Below are 5,765 nucleotides of genomic sequence, written 5' to 3'. Positions count from 1 at the left end.
CTTTTGTTTTTCTCTTAAATCATCGTAGACACGACCGATATTATTGAGAGTGATAGCTTCCCTACGGCGATCGCCCACAGTCCGATACAATAATCTAGCCTCTTGCCATTTTTGAATTGCTTGTTCCAAGGACTCTGCTGATCCTTGTTGGTAAAGTGTCATTCCCTCTTCCAAAAGCCGTTCTGCATTTTCCTTTGTTGCTGCTGGAGATTGGGCAATTTTCAGTAAATCATCCTGTGCCAAAACACGGTTAGAGTCAACAACCCCACCCACCCCACATAACAACAGAATACTAACGGACAGAGTGATATAGCCACGACCTACCAGTAATACCAGCCAATTATTTTGTTGGTTTTTACTTTTCATAAAAATTACTATTTGGTAAAATTGCAACTTTTACTCAGTGTATCACCTTTTCAAAGATATTCTCAGTAAGGGACTGCCCAAAAATAAATGACCCAAAAATAAATTATCAAACCACTCCAGACACACAGGACGGCGAATAATGAGAGTTTGAGTGGTTACTGAGCTTGTCGAAGTGAGATTTTTTACCTTAAGTGATTGAGCGTTTTTTCAGTACCTAAACAGTATTTTAATAGACAGCTAGTATAAAAATTCTCATATTTCCAATAACTGTAACCGTATTTCTGCCCGTACACCCATGAGGATTTTACCGAGGTGATTTTCTCCGGTATGATTTGCACCACATCCCCAGAAATAGTCTGTAGGTGAATTTTCTATGAGCATTTCATCACCTGTAATTAATAATATTTCCCTAATATCAGGATGAGTGATAAATTTTTGTAGCACCCCAACCCGCATGACTTGAGTTTTCACCAATTCCCAATCTGGACGGAGACGACGAGAGGGACAACGTCCTAAGGCAGCAGCTTCTTCTGGGGTAGGAGCATCATGGATTAAAGGTATAATCGAGGCATCGGTAGTACCAACAAACTTTTGTCCCTGATAATAATGCTCAACAGTTGGCCAATAAATACCTTCCACCTCAATACCGTGGGGAGAAAAGTTAGAAAAACAGCCATAGGGCTGACAAACCTTGTAAAAGTAAATAGTCATCTGAAAACTTGTCTTTTATACTAAATTAGCAAAATCAGTCATATCGTTCTGATATCAAACAACTTCATATTAAGAAAAGATAAAATACCTCAGACATACCAGAAAAGTTTGTAGTTTTATAAAGTATAATTAAGAGAAAGATAAATAAAACTAGTGAAACAGCTTGAGTTCATAAGCTGTTACTTCTAGGTGCGGTCAAATTTTCTTACTAAACCGAAAACTACCATCATCCTGTATCAACCACTAAGTTAGCATTCAGGATGACGATGACGGTGTCAATTTCCCAGTTGAAGAGGCAAATAAAGGCGTGGGTCAGTATCAACCTGCTGAATTAAAGCAGTATAATCCAGAGGCGATCGCTCGTTACTTTCGTTACCGTCCCTGGTTAGCATGGGGACGACTACTGAGAATCCTATGGTCTTTTGTAGGATTTATACTTAGTCTGAAGTGGGACGAATGGCAAAATCAAGTAGAGGAAAATCAGGGAAAACGCGCTACCCAGTTGCGACACATACTTACCAATCTCGGTCCGACATTTATCAAAGTTGGTCAAGCGCTATCTACTCGTCCCGACTTAATCCGCAAAGACTTTTTAGAACAACTAGTCAAACTACAGGATCAGTTACCAGCTTTTGATAATGATCTGGCATACCACATTATCGAAACAGAACTAGATCGCTCAATTGGCGAAATGTTTCGGGAAATTTCCCCTGTACCAATAGCAGCAGCTAGTTTAGGTCAAGTTTACCGAGGTCGCTTAGTTAGTGGTGAAGAAGTAGCAATTAAGGTACAACGCCCCAATTTACGCCCCTTACTCACCAAAGATTTATACCTCATGCGTTGGGCGGCAAGTTGGCTTGCTCCCTGGCTACCCCTCAATCTCGGCCATGATTTAACCTTAATTGTGGATGAATTTGGCACTAAGTTATTTGAGGAAATTGATTACATCAATGAAGGGCGGAATGCGGAAAAGTTTGCCCATAACTTCCGTAACAATCCCGAAGTCAAAGTTCCCAGTATCCATTGGTTGTATAGCAGTCATTATGTTTTAACACTGGAATGGATTAATGGCGTTAAACTGACAGACATTCAGGGTATCCAATCTCTAGGTTTAGACCCAGAAACCATTATTCAAATCGGTGTCACTACCGGCTTACAACAACTATTAGAGCATGGATTTTTCCATGCCGATCCCCATCCTGGTAATTTATTTGCTATGCCCGATGGTCGCATGGCTTATATTGATTTTGGCATGATGGATCAATTAGAAGAAACTACCAAGGAAAGTTTAGTTGATGCCTTAGTCCATTTAGTCAATAAGGATTACGCCGATTTAGCGGTAGATTTTGTTAAACTTGGGTTTTTGACACCCAAAATTAATATTGCTCCCATTATTCCGGCCTTAGAAGCGGTATTAGGTAACGCTATTGGCAAAAATGTTCAGGATTTCAATTTCAAAACTATTACCGATGATTTCTCGGAATTGATGTATGAATATCCTTTCCGAGTGCCAGCAAAGTTTGCTTTGATTATCCGTTCTTTGGTGACACAAGAAGGTATTGCTTTAAGTCTTAACCCAGATTTCAAAATTGTGGAAGTGGGTTATCCCTACATAGCCCGGCGGTTATTAACCGGGGAATCTCCAGCATTAAGGCGGCGGTTACTCAATGTGTTATTTAAAGATGGTAAATTCCAGTGGCAACGGTTAGAAAATCTCATTACCATTGCGCGTACTGATAGCCAATTTGATGTTTTACCAACAGCAAAAATGGGTTTGGAATTTATACTTTCAGAAGAGGGTAAATTTCTCCGTCGCCAGTTGGTACTAGCACTAACTGAAGATGACCGTTTACACACAGAAGAAGTACAACGTCTCTGGGATTTAGTTAAGGATGATTTACCCCCAAATCGTTTACTCAATGTGGCAATCGGGCTGTTAACAGAGTTCTCGAAAGAAAGTGTAGCAGCGATTTTGGCTAAGTAATGTCTTGAGCAAATAAAAACGAATTTTAATAACAATCAGGAGTTTTAATGTACTATTATCCTCTACAACCGCCTTACTTTTTACTATTAGTTGGGTTTCTCACTGCCTTAACCTCTGGTATTGCTTTATCTGGAACTTTAAAGGTTATTATCCAACAATGGCCAAAGGATAAATCTGGTGAACAAAAGACTAATACTCGTTTTTTTTATAAACAATTGATAGTACCATTTCTGGGCATTACTGCTGGGGTATGTCTATTTCTCTCTTGCGGTTTAGAGATATTTGGTTTTCCCTCCCCCTTAGCTTTGGGTATTGGTTTACCCTTGAGTTTAGGAACTTGTTTATTTGTTTGGTGGCAGTTGGAAGGTTTACTAGATTATGTTAAAAACCAAGGAATGCAGTCTTTGGATTTAGATTCTTGGTCTTAGAGAATAATGTAGAGATGTTTTAGTCCACATCTCTACATTCAAGGTAAGAATTCAGGTGAGGTAAAAAGATCCCCGACTTCTTTTATAGCTGAATACTTACCATTCAAGAATTATTTTTTCAGTTTGGAAATTTGATTTTTCAGATTATCAACTGTTTTTTCCCATTGATTCTTTTTCCTGGTTGCAGGAATTGTAGTAGGGGGTATATTGGGATTCAAGTTCCAATTGCATCCCTTTTATGGAAAATTAATACTAAAGTGCCTGTATTTGATAATTATAATTGTACTCTTATGCTGATTCGCTTATATCTAAGAGTTTGCAAACTTTTACAGGGATATAGTTTTTAGCTTTTATGATTTAAATTTATCCGCATTAAATTTTAGTAAAAATTAAAGCACCAATTACCCCCTCTTGAAAAAAAAGTACCTGACGTTACATTTTTTTCATAAGTTTTTGTTGTTAATCTAATAATTAGTTAATAAAAAATTTACTTAAAAAGGAACTTGCAAATGATTGTTGTCATGAAGGTTGGTTCCCCACAGGAAGAGATAAATCGGATTGCTACAGAACTATCTAGCTGGGGACTAACACCAGAAAAAATCATTGGTCAGCATAAAGTAGTGATTGCTTTAGTGGGCGAAACGGCGGATTTAGATCCCCCCCGTATTCAAGAATTGAGTCAATGGATTGAACAAGTATTACGAGTCGAAGTACCCTATAAACGAGCTAGTCGGCAGTTCCGTCATGGTCAAGCTTCTGAGGTGGTGGTGAATACTCCTCAAGGGGATGTAGTGTTTGGTGAACATCATCCTTTGGTGGTTGTGGCTGGGCCCTGTTCGGTAGAAAATGAGGAAATGATTGTGGAAACGGCACTGCGGGTAAAAGCTGCGGGGGCCAAGTTTTTACGGGGTGGCGCATATAAACCCCGTACTTCACCCTATGCTTTTCAAGGTCATGGTGAAAGTGCTTTGGAATTGTTAGCAATAGCGCGGAAAGTGAGTGGACTGGGGATTATTACGGAAGTAATGGATACTGAAGACTTGGAGAAAATTGGCGAAGTTGCTGATGTGATTCAGATAGGGGCGAGAAATATGCAAAATTTCTCCATGCTGAAGAAAGTGGGAGCGCAACCTAAACCAGTGCTGTTAAAACGGGGAATGGCGGCGACTATTGAAGATTGGTTAATGGCGGCGGAGTATATTTTAGCGGCGGGTAATGCCAATGTGATTCTCTGTGAACGGGGAATTAGAACTTTTGACCGTCAGTATACTCGCAATACTTTAGATTTATCCGTTGTGCCGGTGTTGCGGAAGTTGACACATTTACCGATGATGATTGATCCTAGTCATGGTGTGGGTTGGTCCGAGTTTGTTCCTTCGATGGCGATGGCCGCGATCGCTGCTGGTACAGATTCTCTCATGATTGAAGTCCATCCTAATCCTAAAAAAGCTCTATCCGATGGACCTCAATCTTTAACCCCAGATGCTTTTGATCAATTAATGTCAGAATTGGCAGTGATTGGTAAAGCGGTGGGTAGATGGCCACAACCAGCTATGGTTTAAATATAGGGTATAAAGATCCCCGACTTCTTGAAGAAGTCGGGGATCTGAACCTCCCAGTATTGCTAACGTCGCATATAGCGGAAGGCAACATTAGTTCCGCCTCCGAGTCCATAGGCAATTTGAATATTTAGCTGGGCCATTGGTTCTAAATATCTAGCATTTTGTAAGACTCCAGCATCAACAGGTTCAAATCCCGCATCTTCGATCAATTTTGCAGCTATTGCTTTAGCTGCTGCATCATCGCCACAGTAGAAGCCTGTAGCTTTTTGTCCATCAAATATTTGCTTGCCAGGTTCCATGACTTCAGCAAAAATTGTATTGAATGCTTTAACCACAGGTACACCGGGAATGAGTTTAGCAATTTCTTCGGCTGAAGAAGTGGTGTATCCTAATGTATTTGACATATAATCAGGCGCGAGAGGATTGGTACAATCAATCACAATCTTGCCAGTTAAGTCACCGAGTTCTTGAACTACATCTAAAGTTGTATTATTTGCCCAGGGAGTTGTAACTATAATTACATCAGCACTCGCTACGGCATCGGCATATTTTGCACCTTTTACCGTTTCTCCAAGTTGTGCCGCAATTGCGATCGCTTTTTCCTGTTCCCGCGAGCCAATAGTGATTTCATGACCTGCTAAAATAAACAGTTTAGCAAGACGGCTACCGACGTTACCCGCACCAATCACAGCAATTTTCATCTAAACCTCCAGG

At 40.1% G+C, this 5,765-nt stretch carries 5 protein-coding genes and 1 pseudogene; 3 read left to right on the top strand and 3 right to left on the bottom strand.

Features of this window, described 5'->3' with window-relative positions; all coding sequences use genetic code 11:
* Positions 1-366 (bottom strand): annotated as a pseudogene (locus CUN59_RS20940) (tetratricopeptide repeat protein); the annotation flags it as partial.
* Positions 367-618: 252 nt separating this feature from the next.
* Complete coding sequence (gene ybiA, locus CUN59_RS20935; RefSeq protein ID WP_104389606.1) at positions 619-1,077, bottom strand: riboflavin biosynthesis intermediates N-glycosidase; 459 nt, start codon at positions 1,075-1,077, stop codon at positions 619-621.
* 307 nt (positions 1,078-1,384) lie between these two features.
* Between ybiA and CUN59_RS20930 the strand changes: the two genes are divergently transcribed.
* From CUN59_RS20930 to aroF, 3 genes are all read left to right on the top strand, one after another.
* Positions 1,385-3,061 (top strand): ABC1 kinase family protein, encoded by a 1,677-nt coding sequence (locus CUN59_RS20930; RefSeq protein ID WP_104389605.1) that lies wholly within the window; start codon positions 1,385-1,387, stop codon positions 3,059-3,061.
* Between the two features lie 47 nt (positions 3,062-3,108).
* Positions 3,109-3,489 (top strand): hypothetical protein, encoded by a 381-nt coding sequence (locus CUN59_RS20925; protein WP_104389604.1) that lies wholly within the window; start codon positions 3,109-3,111, stop codon positions 3,487-3,489.
* A gap of 509 nt (positions 3,490-3,998) precedes the next feature.
* Positions 3,999-5,051, top strand: coding sequence for a 3-deoxy-7-phosphoheptulonate synthase (gene aroF / locus CUN59_RS20920; protein WP_104389603.1), 1,053 nt, complete (start codon positions 3,999-4,001; stop codon positions 5,049-5,051).
* A 62-nt stretch (positions 5,052-5,113) separates the two neighbouring features.
* Here the strand turns inward: aroF and CUN59_RS20915 are convergent, their stop codons facing one another.
* Positions 5,114-5,752: an NADPH-dependent F420 reductase gene (locus CUN59_RS20915; RefSeq protein ID WP_104389602.1), complete on the bottom strand. Its 639-nt coding sequence runs from the start codon at positions 5,750-5,752 to the stop codon at positions 5,114-5,116.
* Positions 5,753-5,765: the final 13 nt, after the last annotated feature.

Source organism: Cuspidothrix issatschenkoi CHARLIE-1 (assembly GCF_002934005.1).
Classification (GTDB): domain Bacteria; phylum Cyanobacteriota; class Cyanobacteriia; order Cyanobacteriales; family Nostocaceae; genus Cuspidothrix; species Cuspidothrix issatschenkoi.
The sequence above is the reverse complement of the archived record's forward strand: the minus strand, read 5'-3'. Positions and strand labels throughout refer to the sequence as shown.